This window comes from Tropicibacter alexandrii (genome assembly GCF_003667315.2).
Classification (GTDB): domain Bacteria; phylum Pseudomonadota; class Alphaproteobacteria; order Rhodobacterales; family Rhodobacteraceae; genus Tropicibacter; species Tropicibacter alexandrii.
Map to the genome: position 1 here is coordinate 37,057 of NZ_RCTZ02000023.1, position 18,828 is coordinate 55,884.

16 protein-coding genes and 4 pseudogenes are annotated in these 18,828 nt (G+C 60.1%); 11 read left to right on the plus strand and 9 right to left on the minus strand.

Annotated elements, in window-relative coordinates:
- Nucleotides 1-22: 22 nt before the first annotated feature.
- Together D8Z78_RS20675 and D8Z78_RS20680 are read left to right on the plus strand one after the other, a co-directional pair.
- The gene (locus D8Z78_RS20675; protein ID WP_121632520.1) at nt 23-1,726 is read left to right on the plus strand and encodes a methyl-accepting chemotaxis protein; all 1,704 of its coding nucleotides are present in this window, start codon (nt 23-25) and stop codon (nt 1,724-1,726) included.
- Nucleotides 1,727-1,763: 37 nt separating this feature from the next.
- Nucleotides 1,764-2,492, plus strand: a complete 729-nt coding sequence (locus tag D8Z78_RS20680; protein WP_121632521.1) for a substrate-binding periplasmic protein — start codon at nt 1,764-1,766, stop codon at nt 2,490-2,492.
- 34 nt (nt 2,493-2,526) lie between these two features.
- Here D8Z78_RS20680 and D8Z78_RS25090 read toward each other — a convergent pair.
- From D8Z78_RS25090 to D8Z78_RS20690, 3 genes and pseudogenes are all read right to left on the minus strand, one after another.
- Nucleotides 2,527-2,679 (minus strand): annotated as a pseudogene (locus D8Z78_RS25090) (IS3 family transposase); the annotation flags it as partial.
- Nucleotides 2,680-2,736: 57 nt separating this feature from the next.
- A pseudogene (locus tag D8Z78_RS20685) lies at nt 2,737-3,778 on the minus strand (IS3 family transposase).
- Between the two features lie 143 nt (nt 3,779-3,921).
- On the minus strand, nt 3,922-5,031 hold the full coding sequence (locus D8Z78_RS20690; RefSeq protein WP_121632523.1) for a LysR family transcriptional regulator: 1,110 nt from the start codon (nt 5,029-5,031) through the stop codon (nt 3,922-3,924).
- On the opposite strand from D8Z78_RS20690, the gene D8Z78_RS20695 reads away from it, so the two are divergent.
- The 6 genes from D8Z78_RS20695 to D8Z78_RS20720 all read left to right on the plus strand — a co-directional run bounded on the left by D8Z78_RS20695 (nt 4,930) and on the right by D8Z78_RS20720 (nt 10,488).
- Nucleotides 4,930-5,400, plus strand: a complete 471-nt coding sequence (locus D8Z78_RS20695) for a nucleoside deaminase (RefSeq protein ID WP_121632525.1) — start codon at nt 4,930-4,932, stop codon at nt 5,398-5,400. The genes D8Z78_RS20690 and D8Z78_RS20695 overlap by 102 nt on opposite strands.
- A gap of 40 nt (nt 5,401-5,440) precedes the next feature.
- Nucleotides 5,441-6,436 carry an ABC transporter substrate-binding protein gene (locus D8Z78_RS20700; RefSeq protein ID WP_121632527.1) on the plus strand — a complete coding sequence of 332 codons (996 nt, stop codon included), beginning with the start codon at nt 5,441-5,443 and terminating at the stop codon, nt 6,434-6,436.
- Nucleotides 6,437-6,440: 4 nt separating this feature from the next.
- Nucleotides 6,441-7,223, plus strand: coding sequence for an ABC transporter ATP-binding protein (locus D8Z78_RS20705; protein WP_121632528.1), 783 nt, complete (start codon nt 6,441-6,443; stop codon nt 7,221-7,223).
- Nucleotides 7,220-8,056 (plus strand): ABC transporter permease, encoded by an 837-nt coding sequence (locus D8Z78_RS20710; protein ID WP_206169718.1) that lies wholly within the window; start codon nt 7,220-7,222, stop codon nt 8,054-8,056. The genes D8Z78_RS20705 and D8Z78_RS20710 overlap by 4 nt, the downstream gene beginning before the upstream one ends.
- Nucleotides 8,056-9,414 (plus strand): amidohydrolase family protein, encoded by a 1,359-nt coding sequence (locus D8Z78_RS20715; protein WP_121632530.1) that lies wholly within the window; start codon nt 8,056-8,058, stop codon nt 9,412-9,414. The genes D8Z78_RS20710 and D8Z78_RS20715 overlap by 1 nt, the downstream gene beginning before the upstream one ends.
- 78 nt (nt 9,415-9,492) lie before the next feature.
- Nucleotides 9,493-10,488, plus strand: coding sequence for an isopenicillin N synthase family dioxygenase (locus D8Z78_RS20720; RefSeq protein WP_121632532.1), 996 nt, complete (start codon nt 9,493-9,495; stop codon nt 10,486-10,488).
- Between the two features lie 192 nt (nt 10,489-10,680).
- Here the strand turns inward: D8Z78_RS20720 and D8Z78_RS20725 are convergent, their stop codons facing one another.
- The 3 genes and pseudogenes from D8Z78_RS20725 to D8Z78_RS20740 all read right to left on the minus strand — a co-directional run bounded on the left by D8Z78_RS20725 (nt 10,681) and on the right by D8Z78_RS20740 (nt 15,925).
- Nucleotides 10,681-13,176 (minus strand): ATP-binding protein, encoded by a 2,496-nt coding sequence (locus D8Z78_RS20725; RefSeq protein WP_206169719.1) that lies wholly within the window; start codon nt 13,174-13,176, stop codon nt 10,681-10,683.
- A 139-nt stretch (nt 13,177-13,315) separates the two neighbouring features.
- A pseudogene (locus D8Z78_RS25095) lies at nt 13,316-14,215 on the minus strand (ABC transporter substrate-binding protein).
- A gap of 597 nt (nt 14,216-14,812) precedes the next feature.
- A complete protein-coding gene (locus D8Z78_RS20740; protein WP_121632538.1) occupies nt 14,813-15,925 on the minus strand; it encodes a zinc-binding dehydrogenase in 1,113 nt (370 codons plus the stop codon).
- A 101-nt stretch (nt 15,926-16,026) separates the two neighbouring features.
- On the opposite strand from D8Z78_RS20740, the gene D8Z78_RS25100 reads away from it, so the two are divergent.
- From D8Z78_RS25100 to D8Z78_RS20750, 3 genes are read left to right on the plus strand one after another with little or no spacing between them, the layout of a single operon-like run.
- On the plus strand, nt 16,027-16,314 hold the full coding sequence (locus D8Z78_RS25100; RefSeq protein ID WP_240672205.1) for a thioredoxin domain-containing protein: 288 nt from the start codon (nt 16,027-16,029) through the stop codon (nt 16,312-16,314).
- 12 nt (nt 16,315-16,326) lie between these two features.
- Nucleotides 16,327-16,761 (plus strand): glutathione S-transferase family protein, encoded by a 435-nt coding sequence (locus tag D8Z78_RS20745; protein WP_240672206.1) that lies wholly within the window; start codon nt 16,327-16,329, stop codon nt 16,759-16,761.
- 19 nt (nt 16,762-16,780) lie between these two features.
- Nucleotides 16,781-17,380 carry an SDR family oxidoreductase gene (locus tag D8Z78_RS20750; RefSeq protein WP_121632540.1) on the plus strand — a complete coding sequence of 200 codons (600 nt, stop codon included), beginning with the start codon at nt 16,781-16,783 and terminating at the stop codon, nt 17,378-17,380.
- Between the two features lie 70 nt (nt 17,381-17,450).
- Here D8Z78_RS20750 and D8Z78_RS20755 read toward each other — a convergent pair.
- The 3 genes and pseudogenes from D8Z78_RS20755 to D8Z78_RS20765 form a co-directional block, all read right to left on the minus strand.
- Nucleotides 17,451-17,768 (minus strand): annotated as a pseudogene (locus D8Z78_RS20755) (transposase); the annotation flags it as partial.
- A gap of 422 nt (nt 17,769-18,190) precedes the next feature.
- Complete coding sequence (locus D8Z78_RS20760; protein ID WP_121632542.1) at nt 18,191-18,580, minus strand: type II toxin-antitoxin system death-on-curing family toxin; 390 nt, start codon at nt 18,578-18,580, stop codon at nt 18,191-18,193.
- Nucleotides 18,577-18,801 carry an AbrB/MazE/SpoVT family DNA-binding domain-containing protein gene (locus D8Z78_RS20765; protein WP_121632543.1) on the minus strand — a complete coding sequence of 75 codons (225 nt, stop codon included), beginning with the start codon at nt 18,799-18,801 and terminating at the stop codon, nt 18,577-18,579. The genes D8Z78_RS20760 and D8Z78_RS20765 overlap by 4 nt, the downstream gene beginning before the upstream one ends.
- Nucleotides 18,802-18,828: the final 27 nt, after the last annotated feature.

An 18,828-nucleotide genomic window follows, 5' to 3' on the forward strand; every position in this document is an offset into this window, starting at 1 on the left:
GAATGTAACTGTCAGGCTTGATATGCTCAGCTCCATCCCAATCAGAAAGAAGATTTTGTTGCCCGGACTGGCCGGGGCATTTCTGCTTATCTTGAGCCTGACGGTATTTTGGTCGGTTCGATATTCGGACAGTCTAGATGCGGCACGAAAATCAGAATTGCATTTGTTGGAAAAGTTTATCGCAACGCCACTTTCCAACGCGCTGTGGAATTTCGACACAACACTTACCGAGTCCACGTTGGACAGCCTGAACGAGTTCAGCGCCTATAATTTTGCTGTCGTATTCTCGGAAGGACAGGAGTTTTCCAGAGTGTCGCGCGACGGGAGCTGGCAGCCCGAATGGGACGAATTGGTGGAATCCGTTCATTCCGATGAAACGATCAGAAATAGCAGTCTCGGCGTCTACGAAGCGCACGAAGTTTTCTTGACACAAGGTGACGAGGTGATTGGTTCGATTGTCATCGGCACTTCGAATGAGCACATCACTCAGGCAATCCAGAGCGCCAACCTCGTCGCGGCTGCAATTGGCGGAGTCGCGATGGTTCTCTTCTCGGCGCTGTTTCTGGCCATCACTTCAACAGTCGCCCGTCCAATTGGAACCGTTGTCGACAAGATTTCCCAACTTCAGGCGGGAAACTATCAAATTGATTTGCCGGAGGCCAAGCGGAAGGACGAAATCGGGTCACTCGGACGTGCTTTGGAAAAATTCCGCGAAAGCTTGGTGACGACTGAAAAAATGCGGGCTGAAAATGAACGGCGCGCCGATGAGCAAACCAAGATGGTCGAGGCGCTGAGCACAGGCCTGTCAGCATTGTCCAAGAACGACCTGACCTTCACGCTGGAGGCCGAATTTCCGCCCAAATACGAACAATTGCGCCAAGACTTCAACGCTGCCGTCGAAACCTTGCAGGCCACTGTGACCGTTTGTATCGAGCGCTGCGGCGATATTCTGGCCGAAGTCGAAGCCGTCATGAGCGCGGCAACCGACGTTGCAAAGCGCGCGGAAACGCAGGCAGCAACGGTCATTCAAATCAACAGCTTCGTGGCAACCGTTTCCAAGGCACTCAAGGAAACCGCGGGGCTGACCAAGTTGTCCCAAGTTTTGGTTCAGGACTCTGCCGACGAATGCCGAAAGGGCAACGGCGTTGCGACGCAGGCAATCGGCTCTATGGCGGTCATTGAAAGCTCGGCAAAAGAAATCGGATCGATCACTCAGATCATTGAAGATATCGCCTACCAGACGAACCTGCTTGCCTTGAATGCCGGCGTCGAAGCGGCCAGGGCCGGTGAAGCTGGCCGTGGATTTGCCGTTGTCGCTCATGAGGTCCGTGGCCTCGCTCAACGATCGAAAGACGCCGTGGGTGACATCCAGGGCATGGTGACTGCAAGCAGCGCAGCTGTGGATGAGGGGTCTCGCCTCGTGACCGGCGCCGGCGCTGCACTGGAAACAATGGTGGAGGCTTTCGATCAACTCACCAAGAACATCGAGTCGATCACCGAAATGTCACATGAGCAGGCCTCCAGCATTTCCGATGTATCAGGTTCTTTGAACGAACTAGACGACGCAAGCCAAAGAAGCGCCGCAACATTCGAAGAAATCAACGCTTCTATCGGATCTCTGACCAGTTCGACACGGTCGCTGCTGTCAAGCCTCCAAAAGCTGCGCGTGCATAACGGAATATCCGCTCAGCGGCCAAACGAAGACGTCGAATTTCGTGTCGCGTGAGCAACCTCCCTCCATCCACCTCTGAATAGGAAGAAAAATGAAGGCCACCCTCTCGAAAATCGCTTGTGGAGCAGCACTCTCTCTTGGCTTGATGTCCGCCGCATCAGCCGAATCGATCGTTGCCTATACCGCAGTGCTTCCACCCTATACATTGGGTGCAGATCGTGAAAAGCCGGGCATATCGCATGAGTTGCTGGTCGAAATGGCCGACCGCGCCGGGATCGATATCCAGATTGAATACCTGCCTTGGGGACGGGCTCAGGAAACGGTGAAATCCACACCTGGTACGCTGCTCTTTACCGCCACTCGCAATGCGACCCGAGAAGATCAGTATGGTTGGGTTGCGCTCATGATCCAAGTGGAAGAAGTCTTTGTCACTGTTGGACCGCGCATCGAAAACATGACGGAAGCCTCTGCCTTGGCAAACGTTTTGGTCCTTGCCAACACACCCAGATCGCGCCGACTGGCGGATGCAGGTCTCAGCAACGTAAGAGATGTTACGGACGTAGAGCAGGCTGCGAAAATGCTGAACGGTGGCAGGGTGGATGCTTGGTATACGCTCAACCAACGCGCAGCCGCAGCTTTTGTCGAAGCTGGTCTTGATCCGTCGCGATTGGTGTTTGGCGCTCCGGTCAAACAGTCGAAGAATTGGCTCGCTTCAAATCCGGAATTTGATCAAGAGGTGGCAGCCAAGCTGGCACAAGCGCTGGAAGCGATGCGGTCAGACGGTACATATGATGCGATCTTGAAACGCTATTTGGGCTGACCTACCCTTGACCTGCCCCCTTCCGGTCCCGCATTCAGTACGTGAGTCTGCAGGTTGGATTTTGGTGTTCTGGTCGCCTGTCTGGCGCAAGCGCGCCGGACGCGGAGCCCTCATATGGCTCAAGCGCCCGGAGTTCTTGTCGTCGTATCTGGTGGGCGAAGGACGAGTTCGGTCGTACCGTGTCGTAGGGTCTGGACTGTCTGTGAACCGCCCAGGGTTTACTGGAGAGTTTCTGGTTCAATGATTAGACTGCCTTTTCGGCAGCGTTCAAGCGTGCGTAGAATGCCTCCTCTGCCTCGTGCGGCGTGATGTATCCGATGGCGTTGTGCAGGCGGGTGTTGTTGGACCAGTCGCCCCATTTCAGGGTTTCCCATTCGACCTGACCAACGGACTTCCAGGGGCAGAGGAACTTGATGTCCTCGATCTTGAACAGGCCGATGATGCTTTCTGCCAGGGCGTTGTCGTAGGAATCGCCGACGGGCGCCGAGGAACGCCATCGGTACCTGAGACGATGGCGGCGACCGCGGGGACGATGCCTGCCTCGGCAAGCCGCTCGGTGTATCGGATCGACAGGTATTGGCTGCCGCGCTCGCTGTGGTTGATCAGCATGCCAGTCTCCGAGGGCGCCCGCTGCCAGATGGCCTGGTTCAGGGCATCGAGGACGAATCCAGTCGTCATCGAATTCGAAACACGTCCCCCCACGATCTTGCGAGCAAAGATATCGGTGACGAAAGCCACGTAGACCATCCTCTGCCAGCCTAACACTTAGGTGAAATCGTCGCCCACTGGGCTTGAACCAATAGCGCCTGCGTGGACGACCCCACAGCTTCTCAGGCATCTGTGCCACGAACGCTCGGTTTACCTTGGCATCCGGGCACGGCTAAGCAGCATCGGGCTTGGTGGTGACTGACGTCTTTTCGCGCACAACGCATTGTATTTGCAGGACCCGCATCAGCCATTCAACCATGCAGCGGGCGATGGCTGCCATTGGAGCGCCATTGATCGGGTGGATGGCGGAAAATGTTCTCACCCGTCATTAGGATATCGTTGGCCTGACACAGTTCACGGACCTCGCGCTCCAACTCCTAAGTCCGGTCCTTCTCCGCGCTCGTTGGACCGACGCTCTGACCTGCATCACGTTCGGCCTGCTGGCACCAGACCCGCAGACTGTCGGGCGAGCAGCCAAGCTTTGGCGCAATTGCATGGTATGCCGCACTGTCGCTGGTGCAATCAGCGCGGTTGTTTCGAAACAGCCAAACAGAGCGTATGCGAAGCTCCCCCCGGATAGGCGGGGGTGAATCGTATCGTCGTCATAGGGCTCATCCTTTAAGTGTTTTACTCTCCGGGAAACCCGGGGCGGTTCAGGTTCGCACCGCGTCCGACATCGACCCTAAACAAAGAAACGGAGCAGTTGCCCTTCGCACGCGCCTCATGCCCCAAGCGCGGCCAGAGAACTGGACATTTCCTGCACAACTTTGCCGGTTGCCTCTCCTAGGTTGTTGCCGCGACAGATCGAGATGCTAAGCGTTTCGGTCAGCCTACGGTTGGCCAGTGGCCTGAAGCATAACCGCCCGGCTTCGACATCGTCACAAATATCGGGCCAGGTCAGAAAGCCTACGCCCGAGCCTTGTCGTAGGAACGTCAATAGCGCGGTGATGGAATTCGAACTGATCCTGACCTGAGGGTTGACCCGCTCGCTGAGGATTTCCGCCAGAAGGCGCGTGTGCATCGACAGGGCTGAGGATGGCAGGCACAGCGGATATTGCAGGGCCTGATCCAGCGGCAGCGGCCCGTCACCTGACAGTGGAAGGCTTGGGGCAAAGACCGCGCCCAAGTGGTATTCTTTCGTTTCGACGACGATCAGCCGCGACAGCCGCGGCATGTTGAAGGCGACGATCATGTCCAGCTCAAGCGCTTCGGCCCGGCTGATGATGTCGCCCGTCGTGCCGACCGCCAGTTCCAGTTCGACCTCTCCGAAAATCGCCTGCAAGCGTTCGGTCAGCTTTGGCACCAGCGTGCCGACCAACCCTTCCATGATGCCGATCCGCAGGCGCAGATCGGTTGCGTTCTTGGCTTGGTGCAAACGCTTGGACAAGGCCGCATCCGCTGCCATCCAACGCATCGCCTCATCACGAAGCGCTTCACCCTCGGCCGTCAAGGCGACACCGCCCGCGCTGCGCACCAGCAGTTGCGTGCCATAGCTGCGTTCCAGCATTTGCAACTGACGAGAGAGCGCCGGGGCCGAAATATTGAGGCGTTCCGCAGCAGCCCGGATCGAATCCGACTGCGACACGACGAGGAATGATCTGATTTCACGAGAAAATGCGGACATAGCCGGAGTGTAAATTTTTATGCAACACCATGTGAAGTTCTTTCTTCTTTTTGAAACACCCAAGCACTGTCTACCCTTGCTGCAACGCAGAACAGGAATCAGACCGTGCCCGACGACATCGCCCTTCTCAAAGAGTCCATCCGCATCGGAGAGGCCGCCCGCGCAGCCGGAAACCATCCCTTTGGCGCGGTTCTGGCAGATGCCCATGGCAATGTCCTGATGACCATGGGCAACGCCTACACCACAGACAAAGGCCCCGGCCACGCCGAGACCAACCTCGCGCGCAAGGCCGCCGTGACCTATGACGAGGCATTCCTGAACACCTGCACGCTCTATTCCGCCTTCGAACCCTGTTCGATGTGCGCGGGCACGATCTACTGGGCCGGGATCGGCCGCGTCGTCTTTGGCGTGACCGAAGCCCGTCTGCTCCAACTAACCGGCGACAATCCCGAAAACCTGACCATGGCGCTGTCGTGCCGCGAAGTGCTGGCCGCAGGCCAACGCGAGGTTGTGGTCGAAGGCCCGTTTCCCGATCTGGAAGAAGAAATCATCCGCTCTCATGACGGGTTCTGGTGATCGTTCTCACCCGCCCGTTTTCCCACCGAAAGGACACCCGATGACCTCAAGCCCCCTGTCTTTCCTCGCCTCTACAGCCCTGCTTGCCGCGACTGCCCTGCCAGCATACGCGCAGGACAAGGTCACCTACCAGCTGGACTGGCTGCCCGGCGGTGACAAGGCGCCGATCTACGTCTGCATCCAAGAAGGGTTCTGCGCCGATGCGGGCCTTGAGGTTTCGATCGAGCCGGGGCGCGGATCGTCCGAGGCAATCACCAAGATCGCCACGGGCACCTCGGATATCGGCAGCGCCGGGATCGGCGCCCTGATGGCGGCGGTGGCCACCGAGGACGTGCCGGTCACGGCGGTCATGTCGATCTTCAACATGGGGCCGCACGCATTCTACACCACGACCGAAAGCGGCATTGCCTCGCTGGCCGATGTGAAGGGCAAATCCATCGCCACGTCGCCCTTCACCTCGTCGAATGTCTTCCTGCCGCTGGTGCTGGCCGACAACGGGCTGAGCGAGGCGGACATCACCCTGACGAAATCCGATCCCGGTGCCTTGGGTCCTTTGCTGATGACCGGGCAAAGCGATGCGATCATCGCATGGCTGACCGATGTGTCGCGCTACCAGGGGCAGGCCGCCGAGGCCGGCAAAGAGCTGGTGATCCTTCCTTGGGCCGATGCCGGGCTTGAGCTGTATTCCGCCGCGCTTGTGGCCAACGACACCTTCCTTGCCGAACGTCCGGACGTGGCCAAACGCTTTGTCATGGCGTTCAAGCAATCGCTGGAGTTTGCCATGGAAAATCCCGATGCCGCCGCAGCGGCGGTGGCCGCACAGGTGCCGGAATTGTCGGCAGAAGACGTCAAGGGCAGCTGGCTGGATGCCTCCAAGCTGGCCTTCAACGACGTGACCGAACAGTTCGGCCTCGGCACCTTTGATACCGACCGGCTTGCGGCGACCTGGGAACGGGTCTCGGCGGCGCAGGGGCTGGATCCGGCCGCGCTCGCGCCGGAAAGCGTCGTCGACCGTTCGTTCCTGCCGTCGGAATGATCTGATGGCTCTGGTGCCCGAAGCCATTCGGTTCAAAGCTGTGGGTCAGACCTTCGCCACCGAGAGCGGTCCGCTGACCGCTCTCAGCGGGGTCGATCTGTCGATTGCGCAGCATGAATTCGTCGCCGTCCTTGGCCCGTCCGGCTGTGGCAAGTCGACCCTGCTTCGGCTGACCGCCGGTCTGATGACCCCCACCAAAGGCCACGTTTCGGTCTTTGGTCATGCGGTCGATACGCCGCGTGACGACGTGGGCATCGTCTTTCAGCAGGCGACCCTGCTGCCTTGGGCCAATGTGCTGGACAATGTGACCTTCCCGGCCAAGCACAAGCGTGGCCGGGTCGATGACATGGACCGCGCGCGCGCCGCCGAGGTCATCGAGGCGGTCGGCCTCAAAGGGTTCGAGACCCGGTTGCCCGCCGAGCTGTCGGGCGGCATGCAGCAACGTGTCGGGATCGCGCGAGCCCTGTTCCTGAACCCCGATATCCTGCTGATGGACGAGCCGTTCTCGGCGCTCGACGCGCTGACCCGCGATGCGATGGGGTTCGAGTTGCTCAAGCTGTGGCAATCCAGCCCCAAGACCGTGATGTTCATCACCCATTCCATTCCCGAAGCCGTGCTGCTGGCCGACCGCATCGTGGTCATGAGCGCGCGGCCCGGGCGCATCATCGCCGATCTGCGGGTTCCGCTGGGCCGTCCCCGCGACGAACGCGCCCTGCGCGCACCCGAGGTGCAGGATTTCGCAGCCCATCTGCGCGAGTTGCTGATCGCTAAGGAGGCTATGATTTGACCGCAGATGCCGATATCGCCCCGGCGCATGACGCCGAAGAAAAAGCGCCCGGCCTGTCGCTGACCGAGCGCTTGATCTCGGCGCCCGCCGCCTTGCCACTTTTGACCTTCGCGGCGCTGCTGATCGTCTGGGAGGCCTCGGCGCGGATCTTCGCGATCCCATCCTACATCCTGCCTGCCCCAACCCGGGTGATTCAGGGCTTTGGCGCGGTCGATGCGGGGCGCTGGGTCGCACATGTCTGGGCCACGTTGCGCGTGGCGCTGATCGGCTTTGCCGTTGCCATTGCCGTGTCGCTGCCCATCGCGGTGGGGCTCGCCAAATCCCGATTGCTGAGCCGCGCGCTCTACCCGATCCTTGTGGTGATCCAGTCGGTCCCTGTTGTTGCCGTGGCCCCGATCATCATCGTCGTGCTGGGCACAGATGACGCGCCGCGCGTGGTGATCACGTTCATGATCTCATTCTTTCCGCTGGTCGTGTCGATGACCACCGGGCTGATGGCGACACCGCCAGAACTGATCGAACTGTCCCGCAGCCTGCGCGCGCCGCAGCATCGCGAGATCACCCAGATCCGGTTGCCCTATGCGATCCCCTACATCTTCTCGGGTCTCAAGATCTCGATCACACTCGCCGTCATTGGCGCGGTCGTCGCCGAGTTCGTCGCCGCCGACGTGGGCATCGGCTATTTCATCCAGTTCTCGACCTCGATGTTCAAGCTGCCCCAGGCTTGGGCGGGGCTGGTAATCTTGGTGGCCATGTCGCTGACACTGTTTCAAGCGGTCAGCACCGCGCAGCGCGTGTTCTTTCCTTGGTCCTTGCCCAAGGAGCGACGCTGATGCTGATCACCGGAATTGGCCACGGCTGGACGGGCGACGCCGCAGGCACGCGGCTGTCGGGCGCCATCCGGATCGAAGGTAGCCTGATCGCCGAGATCGGTGACCTGACGCCACGCCCCGGTGAAGAGGTGCTGGATGCCAAGGGCTGCGTGGTCACGCCGGGTCTGGTCAACACGCATCACCACCTGTTTCAATCGGCGCTGAAAGGGCTCGCCATCGACCGCGCGCTGGATGACTGGCTGGCTATGGTGCCCTATACCTATTGGCCACGCCTGACCGAGGAAGCCTTGCGCATCTCCGCCCGCATTGGGCTGGCCGAACTGGCTTTGACTGGTGCGACAACGGTCTGCGATCATCACTACGTCTTTTCCGACCGCTATGATTACGACCCCGCCGAGGTGCTGTTCGAAGAGGCCGCACGCTTTGGCCTGCGCTTTGTTCTGGCCCGTGGTGGAATGGCCAAGGGTCGCGCGTTTGGCGGTGACGTGCCCCCGCCCCCGGTCGAGAGCGTTTCGGACTTTCTCGACGGGATCGGCAAGGTCGCGGCGCGCTGGCACGATCCCTCGCCCGCCGCCATGACCCGTGTCGCCTGCGCGCCGACCACGCCCAATTTCAACTTCGCGCCCGAGGCCTTGCCCGAGATCGCGCAAGAGGCCCGCCGTCAGGGGCTGCGGCTGCACGCGCATCTGTCGGAAAACACGGCCTATGCAGCCCATACGTTGACGGCGTTCGGTCAGCGCCCGGTGCCTTGGCTCGCTGGCCGCGACTGGTTGGGCGAAGATGTCTGGTTCGCGCATCTGGTGGACATCACGCCCGAGGAGATCGCGCTGCTCGCGGAAACCGGCACCGCCATGGCCCATTGCCCGCAGGCCAATGCGCGGCTTGGGTCCGGTATCGCGCCCGCCCCCGCGCTGCACCGCGCGGGCGGGACGGTCTCGCTGGCTGTCGACGGCGCCGGGGCGAATGAGGCTGCCGATATGGGGGCCGCGCTCTATGCGGGTTTCGCCTATCACCGCGCGACCGGTGGCGTGTGTGAAAGCGCGCCCGGAACTGTCCTACACTGGGCCACCATGGGCGGCGCAAAGGCGCTTGGCCTGCCGCAGATCGGCGGGCTGCGCCCCGGCATGGCCGCAGACATCGCAATCTTTGATCTGAGCGCCCCACGCAATTTTGGCCTGCATGACCCGGCGCTGGCGCCGATGATCACCGGGGCCGCAACCGTCCGGCACAGCCTTGTCGGCGGTCGCGTTGTGGTGCGCGACGGGCGTCTGCCGCATCTCGACCTCGCGGATCTGGCAGAGGATGCCGCCCGCGTGACCGCATGGCTTACCACCCAAAAGGAGGCCGTGCCCGCCTGACTTCCACCCGGAGTAGAAGCTGTCAGCGCCACCCCGGCGCAGGTCATTGCTCCCCTTTCCCCCAAAGGAGACCGAACCATGACAAAGCAAGACTATGGCCTCGCCGAACTGAACAAAGAGGCCGGCATCGGCGCCTACGGCGAAGAGATCGACCGCGACGTGCCGCAGATCGACCTGTCGGATTACTTCAACCGCAAGCAAGAGATCAGCGACGCCCTGTGGGAGGCCGCCACCGGCATCGGGTTCTTCCAGCTGACCGGGCATGGCATCCCGCAGACTCTGATCGACGATGCCTTTGCCCTGTCGGCGGGCTTTTTCGACCTGCCGACCGAAACCAAAGCGAAATACCCGCTCAAGCCCGGCACCAATGCCGGCTGGGAATATATGGCGCAGGTGCGCCCCTCGACCGGGACGGCGGATCGCAAGGAAAGCTACCAGATCACGCTGCCCCGGATGCGCGAGCTTTGGCCCACGGGCGAAGAGATCTTCGGCTTCAAGGAAACCATGCTGGCCTTCGAGCGGCACAATTGGGCCGTCGCCATGAAGGTGCTCGATTGCTTTGCCGAACGCCTCAGCTTTCCGCCGGGTTTCTTCACCGAAGGCCATGACCCCGACACGCCGGAATACCAATCGACCCTGCGGCTGATCCACTATCTGGGCATGGAGGACGCCAAGCCCGAGGATTTCAAGTTCTGGCGCGCGGGCGCGCATACGGATTTCGACTGTCTGACATTGCTGCACCAAAAGGACGGACAAGGCGGGCTTCAGCTGTGTCCCGGCAAGGACGAAAAGGGCCGCGCCACGCAATGGACTGACGTGCCGCCCATCGGCGGGGTAATCACCTGCAACATCGGCGACATGCTGATGCGCTGGTCCGATGACAAGCTGCTGTCCAACCTGCACCGGGTGCGCATGCCCAAGCCACAGGAATACCTCGGTCCGCGCTATTCGATCGCTTATTTCGCGCAGGCCAATATGGACACGCTGCTGAAAGGCCCCGAAGGCAAATACGAGCCGATGACAGGCCATGACTACATCCAGATGCGTCTGGGTGCCAATTTTGGGAAAAAGTGATGGGACGGCCGGTCATCGATATTCTCGGGGCTGGCGGCATCAGATCCTGCCGCGCACCGCGCGGTGGGGTGCGCGCTGTGTGAGGCCTGTCTGGAGCATGGGCTTTTCTAATGCAACGGCTGCAGGGTGTTAGATGCACTGGTCGCGGTCGGAGAACGCAACATTGCCATTCGGCACTCTGGAGCCCGATCTTCACAAAGTCGGTTCCAGCGCCTCCCTCAGTGCCCTTGCCAAAGCCTCGCGCCTGAACGGTTTGTTGAGAAGCACACTGTCCGAACCAATAAAGCCGTTCCGCCGCGCCGCCTCTGCAGGGTAGCCGGACATGAAGATGATCCGGGCATCTGGTTTCTCGGCTCTGACCTCTTCTGCGAAGTCTGGTCCACTGGTGCCGCCGGGCAGGATCACGTCGGACAAGATGACGTCGAAATGCTGCCCACCCACAAGCAAGGTTCGAGCAGCCGCGGCGTGCTCGGCCGTGACCGCTACATAGCCAAGCTCGGAGATAATGCGCTCCGCCAGCAATCGCACGACAGGATCGTCTTCGATGACCAAGACCGTCTCACCATGCCCCTTTTGAATGGGGGCGCCGGGTTGCACCGCAACAATCCGGCCCGAATTGTCGCCTCTCGGAAGGTAGAGTTTAACCGTCGTGCCTTTACCTTGTTCACTGTAGATCGACACATGTCCCCCGGTCTGCTTGGCAAACCCGTAGATCATCGAAAGGCCGAGGCCCGAACCTTGGCCTATCTCCTTGGTTGTGTAGAACGGCTCGAACGCCTTCGCCTTGACCTCCTCGGTCATGCCCGTTCCGTTATCGCTGACCGCGAGCATGACATACTCGCCAACGGATGCTTCGGGGTTCTTGGCGGCATAGTCGCTGTCGAGGCCGACATTGGCACATTCGATTGTCAGCTTGCCACCGTCGGGCATCGCGTCACGGGCATTGATCGCCGGATTCAAGAGCGCGTCCTCGACTTGGCTGGGGTCGGCCCGACACACCCACAGCCCGTCCTGAACTAGAACCGAAATGGCAACGGTCTCTCCCAGCGTGCGCGCCAGAAGACCTTCCATTTCGGAAACCAAGGCGTCCAGTTTGAAAAGCTTGGGCGTCAACGACTGCTTGCGTGCGTAGGCGAGCAAACGTTGGGTCAAGGATGCGCCCCTGTTTGTGGCCTTGAGGATTTCGCCGACAAGCTTCTGGTCCTGGTTCGGCACATCCTGAAGAAACTCGGCGTTTCCCATGATCACAGCCAACAGGTTGTTGAAGTCATGCGCAATGCCGCCGGTCAATTGGCCGATCGCCTCCATGCGCTGCGCGTGACGAAGACGCTCTTCGCTTTCCCTTTTGTCGGAAATGTCTTCGACAATGGAAATGAAGCCGCCGCCCGTTGCGGGGTGTTCGGTCATCGTGACCCATCGGCCAGTGGACTGCTTGTAGGTCCAGATCCGACCGGGACCGCGCAGTTCCGAAAGCCTGTCGGCGAGGTAGTCCGCTTCGTTGTCATAGCCCATCTTGGGGGCAACGAGCGCCGCCGAGTTGCGTATCAGAGCTTCGAACGTCACGCCGGGCGCGATCAAATGCCGGCTTGTGGTCAGCAGCGCGGGGTATCTTTCATTGCATCGCACCAGAACATCGTCAGCGCCGTAATACGCAAACCCAAGCGGCAGAGCCTGAATGCCGTCTTCGAGCAGCCTTTCGTTTTCACGTAGCGACTCTTCGGTCCGGCTCCGGGCGGACAGCTTAAAGTCGATCTTGGCCGCCAATTCGTTGAACGACTGTGCGAGCTTCCCGATTTCGTCGTTGCTTTGCATCTTTATTCGGGTCGAAAAATCACCGCCTGCAAGGCTGTGTGCAGCGCTAGACAGGCGCTCTACCCGGGTGACGACACGATTGGAAATGATCTGTCGAAGCAATAACGGCGTGGCGAGCGAGAAAACCAGCAAAACGACAACACCAAGAAAGCTCTGCATTCTTTTCGCAATCGCGCCCCAGAGTTGGTGCTCTGCAACCAACTGTAATCTGAATCGGCCGAAGGCAATCGGTTCAACGCTGATAAAAGCTAGATCGTCAGAAAGGCCGGGACGTAGGCCGGAATTTCCGTCGATCCCCGCAATCGAACCTGAAAATACCGTTCCGCGCAGAGCGACGCTGGGATTTTGGTGGGCGATGACCTGCTGCCCGGGACCAAGAAGATACAAAACCGTGTCCGGAACCGCCGGGACCTCGCTCAGTATTGTTGAAAGCGGTCGCAGATGATGCTGCGATACAAGCAAATACTCCAGCCGCACGCGAGTCGGATCCATAAATGGCGTCGCGACGAGCATCATGGGCTCGCCAGTTTCGTCCACCCGGAACAGACGAATAACCTTAGGATCGCCCGATTTGGCAAGGTCCACCGCGAGCTGCGGAACATCCTCTGGCATGTCTGGACTTTCGGAAACCAGAAGATCGCGGTCGATGCGCAGCAATTCTCGACCCCGAGGATCAAACAGCGCCAGCACCTCGACATTCGGGTGGCGAAGAATGAATGTTTGCATGACAGGCCGCCAATCTTCTGGCCCCTCAATTCGCAATGCGGTGGATTCGATGACGCGTTTGGCGTTGTAAAGCTCCGCCTCCATTGTGTTTTTCAGCAACTGCGCGACAGTCACCGCACGCTGACGCTGCTGGGCTTGGATATCCCTCACCACGTTGCCATATGTCAGCCACGATAACACTGCCCCAACAACCAAAAGCGGCACAGTCCCGAAAAAAAGAACTTACGATAGATATCCGTGCGGATACTTTTTCCTTCGGTCATAGGCCCCTCTCTCATCGCAGGCCAATTCAGGGCAGCAGCATTATTGCCTGCGACAAAAGCGCGGGAGACAGGTCCAGACCGATTGCCCGAGCTGTGTCAGTATTAATAAACAGGTGGCTTTCGGCGATTTCGACAGGAATTATGGCAGGGTCGGTGCCGGAGAGCGCATCGCGCGCCAATCGGGCGGCCATTTGCCCCACCGTTTCCAGCATGACTCCGTAAGAAAACAGCGCGCCTTTCTCTACACCTTCGTGACTCGATGCGGAAAGCGGAAGCTTGCGCGCGATTGCGGCTTGGCTGATCTGAGCGATCGCCGCGCTGATCATGGAGTCCCGCGGCAAGAAAATCGCGTCGATGTCCTAGGGCAAATCCGCAAAGAGCGCGAGAACCTCGTCCGGGGTACTTACAGCCTCTGCCACTATAACCAGACCAAGCGCGGTGGCATGCGCCTCGAGGTGGGCAAGCGATGTTGTTGCGCTATTGTCATTGGGGTTGAAGGGAACAAGAATGCGCTGCACATCCGGGCTGAATTGGGCGAACCAAGCCAAGCGCTTTGCGGTAGACGGTGCAAGCGTTACACCGGTTGCTTGCCCGCCGGGCGTTCTCAAATTGTCGACAAACCCCGCGTCAACCGGGGTGTTCACCGGGCCGAAAATGACGATTGTGTCGGTGCCTTGGGCGGCATTCAGGGCCGCCTTGGTCGCTGGCGTGGTGGCGGAGTAGATCAACGTGGCACCGCTGGCGATAAGCTCCTGCGCGCGTTCGCGTAAATTCGCTCCGGCAGGGCCATCATAAAGATACGTTACGGTTTCTCCCTCTTCGTAGCCATATTCGCGCATTTGCTCTACAAACCCGGTAGCGGCGGAGGACTGCGCGGCGCTGGGATGCAATATCCCTATGATCGGAACGCCGACACGCGTCTGCAAAAAGTACCAGCCTAATGCGCTCGACAGGACGGCGAGTAAGGCGAAGCCAATTGCCTAGCGTGTCTTCATCATTTCTCTCAAATATTGAATGGCGAAAATAGGCGGATGTTTTTCGGGGACGATTCTGCTCCGCACTGAAATGTGTATCACGGTTGGGTGTCGCGATGGGTCGAAAACTTCCGCAGCAGCATTTCTCAGCTTGGGCGGCCCCGGCATCGCAAGTGGTTTTGTGGTATTGGTCGTTTCTCAGTTCAGTCCTGCTTGCCCGTTGTCGGCAGGCGACATTCAAAGCAAACCTGCGGTGAGGGGCCTGTTGCTTGGCATGGCCACTGACCTTGACGATGTCCGCAAGCAAGGTTCAGCTTGGCCTCAACGCCCGGCGTGCCGGGGGGCGAAAAAGCTTCTTGAACGCCTTAAGCCATTGGACAGCATGGTTTGCACGCCTGAGTTTCTTCCACTCGACAGTCGGCACAAACATGACGATTTGGTCAGAGGATAAGGCTGTATGCTGCCGCAACTCTGCTTTGAGTTGGCGAACGGCGCCCGTGCGCCGCTCGCGATGGTCCGTCCGTCAGGCGGCGGTGCGTCCCAAGCGGATCAATTCCAAGGGGTTACGAGGTACTTCTCTCCGGTGCTCATGGTGCGATAGTCCATCACCGCGTCCTTCGTCAGCATTTCCTCCAGCGTCACGCGCGCCTTGTAATGGCTCGCGAACGTCGTGGTCAGGCTGTCGCGCACGCGTTGACGCATGCGCCCCACGGTTTCCTGCCCGACCGACTGAAGGAAGGGGAACAGCAACCAGCCCGACAGAGTCCAGCCGAAACCGTAGCTCGGCGTCAGCACGGTCGCGCCGGTGTCGAGACGACCATAGATGAACATGCGCTTGTGCTGGTTCGAGCCGTAGCGCGAGTATTCGGTCATCCGTTCGACCGCGACCCGCTCCATCGCCTTGAAGGCGGTATCCACGAGTTTCCCGCCGCCCACAGGGTCGAACCCGTAGAACGCGCCAGTCTCGCGGATGCCAGCGGTCAGCTGGTCGATGAAATCCTCGTCAGAGGAATTGGCCACGTGCTGCGCGCCGAGGTCTTTGAGCAAATCGACTTGCTCCGCCTTGCGCACGATATTGACCAGCCCGATCCCGTCCTCTTGGCAGATGCGTGTCAGCATCTGTCTAAGGTTTGACGCACCGACAGTGTGCAGGATGGCATCTTGCCCGTCTGCCTTGGCGTTCTCGACGAAGCCCAATGCGGTCATCGGGTTGACGAAGGCGCTGGCCCCCTGCTCGGCGGAATGCTCTCCAAGCGGCAGGCACATGCGGGCATCAGCGATGCAATACTGACTGAACGCATTGCCCGGCACGCAAGAGACGCGCTGACCAATCAGCGCCTGCGCCGCGTCGCTATCGCCCGCGGCGATGACTGTTCCCGCGCCCTCGTTGCCGGCGGGCAGCTTCAGACCATGACGGGCCTTCGACGCCGCGTTCACGTTCTCCGGCATCTTGGCGACGAACTTGCCGGGCGTGAATTCGGCATTTTCCATGTCCGCGCCACCGATGAGGATCGCGAGGTCGGAGGGGTTGATCGGGGCGGCTTCCATGCGCACCAAGACTTGGTCGCCGGTAGGGTCGTCAAAGGTGACGTCCTCCAAAGCGACAGTCAGCGTGCCATCCGCCGCCAGGGTGGTGAAGAGTTGCTTGCCCGTTGTGGTCATGTCGCGGTCCTTTCCTGAGTACGTTGCCACTATAACTAAACCATTCGGTTCAGATGTCATCCGCCGCATGGTGCCCGACGTTGCGGAAGAATGACGCTTCCGTGATCCCCGCCGTTCCATACCAGACCGACCGGAACCCGATGCGGCGCGGCGGGTTGTTCGTTGCATGGGCCAACGAAGGGGCCTCCCTGCACACCATGCCGACAAGGACCGGTCAGGACATGATCACCCTACACGCTTTGCAATACTCGCGCGCGACTCGCGTGCTCTGGCTGCTCTCTGATCTTGGTCAGCCTTGCACCCGCATCGACTATGTCCGGACCGAGAGCTTTCGCGCGCCAGAGGCGCTGAAGCAGGTCCATCCTCTGGGCAAGTCCCCAATCATCTAGGACGAGGGCCAGATGATCGCGGAATCTGCCACCATCTTGCGCTACCTCACTGCGAAGTACGGCGATGACAGCCATGTACCGCCGCATGGCACAGCCGCCTACTGGCAGCATGAGGCGCTGTTCGACTACGTGGAATCCTCGCTCGCCGGGGTTGCTCTGCCGGTCATCCTGCCAGCCTTCCGGGGCAAACCGATCCCGGACGAGGCCCGCGCCGCCTTGCACCAGAATCTCGACTATCTGTCGGAGGCCATCGGCAAAGGTCCCCTGCTGTTTGGCGATCGCGCGACGCTGGCGGACATCCAGCTGTCCTACATCGTGGCGCTGTTTTCGCGGCTGGGCCTGCTCTCCGATCACCGCGCCATCGAAGCCTACTGGGAGGCCTTGCAACAGCAGCCCGGATACATCGCCGCCACGGAGGCCTCGGGCCCCATGGCCCCGCCTGCCTGAACACCGAAAGGAATTCCAAATGACCAAGACCATCCTCCTCGCCGGAGCCACTGGCAAGACCGGCCGCCTTCTCGCACAAGATTTGGTGGACCAAGGCCACAGCGTGACGGCGCTGGTGCGTGACAGCTCCGACACAAGCGTCCTGCCGGAGGCCGTGACCCTGAAACAGGCGGACTTGACCGACCTGCCGCCCGATACCTGCAAGGGCGCGGACGTTGTGATCTTTGCCGCAGGCTCCGGCGGGTCCACCGGTCCCGAGATGACCGAAAAGGTCGACCGGGAGGGGGCGTCGCGTCTGATCGATCTGGCGCGAGACGCCAAGGTCGAACGGTTCGTGATGCTCAGCTCGATCGGCGCCGACCAGTCCGACCCGTCCGGCGATCTCGCGCATTACCTGAAGGCCAAGCACGACGCAGACGCGCATCTCAAGGCTTCCGGGCTGACTTACGCGATCCTGAGGCCCGTGGCCCTGACCGACGGCGGACGCAGCGGGAACATCCGTCTCGGCGATGATGTCGACACGGCAGCAGAGGCCAGCCGCGCCGATGTGGCCTACGTCCTTGCCGAAGCCGTGACCGGCAAATACGACGGACGGGCGCTCAACATGCAATCCGCCTGACGCCTTCTCCGGGTCTGGCTCACGTCGCCTCGCCGGCCCACCACTGGTGGGTCGGCTGGGTCTACGTGGTCAGGCTGGACGCGGTGCGGTGGGCCTTCAGGTACGTCGCATCGATCATGACCGTCCCCTTATCGCTGCCTCGATCAGCCAGCTTGATCAGGATCCTCGCGAAGACGCCCATCTCGCTCCACCGGCGCCAGCGGTTGTAAAGCGTCTTGCGCGGGCCGTATTCCTTGGGCGCATCCCGCCAGCGCAAGCCATTGCGATTGATAAAAATAATCCCGCTCAAAACGCGTCTGTCATCGACTCTCGGAACCCCACGGCTCTTCGGAAAGAACGGTCGAAGGCGCTCCATCTGCGCCTCCGTCAGCCAGAACAGATCGCTCATAATGCAGGTCTCCAAGGCGCCCCACATGCAGCTTGTCTCTCAAACCTTAGTGAGGCCTGAGCCTAGTGTGCCAGACACCAAGCTGCCATGAGCAATGCGGCAACATCAAATCTAAGCTAGGTTTTCCGCACAAAGGGCGTCATTTCTTCCTTGACACACCTTGCGCAGGCTTTTGCTTTCGTTTGCGCACTCATTTGCTTTCTCTGGCTGTCGGCGCAGCCAATAGATGTCCTTCCACGGCAGCCAACATATTGATTTTATTGGTGTGATTTGCAGACTGCGCGATGCAGATGTCGATTGTGCAAGCAATACCTGTCCATTTTTCGGAAACGATAGGCCGTAAGGCAATGGCTCAGTCGAAATATGAAAAAGCCCCGACGATGAGTCGGCAGGGCTACTTGTCGTTGCGGAGGCCAAGGACTTCATTCAAGCGGTGACATACCGACAGAAAGCCATTCGGCGAATTCAGCTTCGGTCACATCGCCCGATGCCAAGCCTTCCATCATACGAACACCCTCGACCGGGTCTGGCCTGAACGAGAAGCCGTTGAGCCTCAGGAATGTCACAGCGGTGACGAAGGCTGTCCGCTTGTTGCCATCGACGAATGCATCGGCCTTCGCGATACCGAATGCGGAGGCGGCGGCGACATCGGCAAGACTGGCGTCAGCGCAGCCCGCAAGGTTCATCGCCCGCGCGCAGCCCATTTCCAAGAGTGCTCGGTCGCGCAGACCTGACGCGCCACCGTGACGCGCGATCTGCCGATCATGAATGGCGGTCACGGCAGCGATCGGAACCCAAACGAAATTCGTCATGCCAATGCTTGCAGCATGTCCCGATTTTCATCCATGACAATTTCAGCCGCTGCGAGAGCCTTAGCAATCGAGGGGTCATGCGCCATCAGTTTCAGGCTGCCATCATCGCCGCGGACAACGAAAAGCGTGTCGCCCTCTTTTGCGTCGAGGATGGTCAGCATCTCGGTCGTCAGAGTCATGACGGCAGAGTTGCCGACCTTGCGGATTTTCGTTTCGATCATTGCGGCGTCTCCGTATTCACAACGGTA